General features: G+C 53.3%; 2 protein-coding genes and 1 pseudogene. 2 read left to right on the top strand and 1 reads right to left on the bottom strand.

Going from position 1 to position 2199, the window contains the following annotated elements; translation table 11 throughout:
- Positions 1–264: autotransporter domain-containing protein (locus tag OA90_RS27715; RefSeq protein ID WP_156510723.1), on the top strand; the 264-nt coding region annotated here is incomplete at its 5' end.
- A 144-nt stretch (positions 265–408) separates the two neighbouring features.
- Here OA90_RS27715 and OA90_RS29750 read toward each other — a convergent pair.
- A pseudogene (locus OA90_RS29750) lies at positions 409–692 on the bottom strand (DDE-type integrase/transposase/recombinase); the annotation flags it as partial.
- A 311-nt stretch (positions 693–1003) separates the two neighbouring features.
- Between OA90_RS29750 and OA90_RS27725 the strand changes: the two are divergent.
- Positions 1004–2199, top strand: a 1196-nt coding sequence (locus OA90_RS27725) for an Ig-like domain-containing protein (RefSeq protein ID WP_199823891.1), incomplete at its 3' end; no start/stop codon positions are given.

A 2199-nucleotide genomic window follows, 5' to 3' on the forward strand; every position in this document is an offset into this window, starting at 1 on the left:
GAGATCGGCCCGCTCAAACTCTACGGTTCTCTTGCCTGGCGGCGCCTGATCGGCAACGAGGACTTGTCCCGCCAGATGGCCTTTGCGGACAGTCACACGTTCCAGGTGCATGGCGTCCCGCTGGCTCGCGACACGGCGAATGTGGAGATGGGCATGGCGCTGGATCTGGGGCAGGAGCTTCAGGCCGCGGTGGACTATCAGGGTGCATTCGGCCGCGATGCTAAAGACAACTATTTCGGCTTGAAAGTCGCCAAACGGTTCTGACCCACTGCTGATTTGAACGGGCTCCAGGCGACGATAGAGGTTCCGGAAGACGATCATGAACCACTTGACCGCGATTGGAGGGCGTTCGGCAAAGCGCCTAACGAGTTCCATCCAAATCAGCGCGGAGTCCTTGCACCAATACGCCAACTTTTCGGCTGCATCCTCGATGCTTAAAAAACTAATGCGTATTAAGGCACTCCGCCCTGAACCGACCTCAATGAAGACATTGTCCGTCGGCTTTCCCGGTCTCGAGAAGCCCAGTGTGATGCCACGCTGACTGGCCCATAATTCCGGATACCTGGAGTGAACTCGGAGCCCTGATCAACCTGGATCGTCTTGGGGTAACCAAGCCGCGTGCAGACAGTTTCCAGGGTTCTCACCACATCCTCGCACCGATAGCTGAAGCACGGATCAAGCGCCGGCACATGGAGGGTTTTCATCCATGAGGCTCGCTCAAAAAACCGCTGGCATAAGCCGGAAGTTTTCTAACTGGAAGTGTGTCGTTTGACACAACTCACGCGTGCCGCCCCCGCCACCATAAATATCTGAATCGGGGCAAACGCCGATGGCTATGCGTGCCTTTCGGGTAAGCGCTTTTCACGACAAGAGGCCCAGACAGTGGAGGGCAATGGCTTGGCAACCCATAAGCCAAACTGCCGGATCGGCCGCTAAGGTAAAAATGAAGCGATAGAAATAAAGTTAATAGAGCATCAGTTATCTCAAGCTGAGTTTATGTAAATTGACATTTTTATTAAAAATAATACCAGTAAGAACTAAATATAATTTTAAGTTAATACTTATAATTTGCATGGCGGCATTCGGCGTGTCAGCAGTTCCAAACAAAGCGTCTGCAGGAATTGGATACCACTATTGCGGCTCACTGCTCCCGGAGGATGGCGGAACATCGTATGCTTACGTCCGTATTACAATTGTTGCCCAGCCTGGGGATCAAATATATTTTCTTGATCAGCAACAATTTATGACAGTGAACGGTACCAGGCTGGGACAGACTTGGGGTTTTGCCGCGCCATATGCGGGTGAATATAAATTTATCGCTTATTCAGATGCCGACTATACCACTCAGTTCAGAAATCACTATACATGTTCGCCTAACCAAGCACCCAATTTCATCATGGCCGGGGTTCCTTCGGATACAGATGGGCAAGACACCTTCACAGCGACGTTCACGTTCAGTGAAAATGTCACCGGTTTTACGACCTCTGACATCATAACAAACGGAACAGTTGGGGCAGTGTCTGGCGGGCCACGGATTTACACAGCGCAAATCACGCCGAACGAAAGTGCCAACACAACCGTTGAAGTGCGTGCCGGTGCCGCTCAAGATGCATATGGCATCGGCAACACAGCCTCAAGCACGGCTACGGCCAGGCTCGATGCCGCGGCACCCACAGTCATCATTACCGGGGTTCCTTCGGATACAGATGGGCAAGACACCTTCACAGCGACGTTCACGTTCAGTGAAAATGTCACCGGCTTTACGACCGCTGACATCAGCACAAACGGAACAGTTGGGGCAGTGTCTGGCGGGCCACGGATTTACACAGCGCAAATCACGCCGAACGAAAGTGCCGACACAACCGTTGAAGTGCGTGCCGGTGCCGCCCAGGATCACGTTACCAACGACAACGAAGCCTCAAGCACGGCTACGGCTTGGCTCGATGCCGCGGCACCCACAGTCAYCATTACCGGGGTTCCTTCGGATACAGATGGGCAAGACACCTTCACAGCGACGTTCACGTTCAGTGAAAATGTCACCGGCTTTACGACCGCTGACATCAGCACAAACGGAACAGTTGGGGCAGTGTCTGGCGGGCCACGGATTTACACAGCGCAAATCACGCCGAACGAAAGTGCCGACACAACCGTTGAAGTGCGTGCCGGTGCCGCCCAGGATCACGTTACCAACGACAACGA

The sequence above is a fragment of the Labrenzia sp. OB1 genome (assembly GCF_001624695.1).
Lineage (GTDB): Bacteria > Pseudomonadota > Alphaproteobacteria > Rhizobiales > Stappiaceae > Roseibium.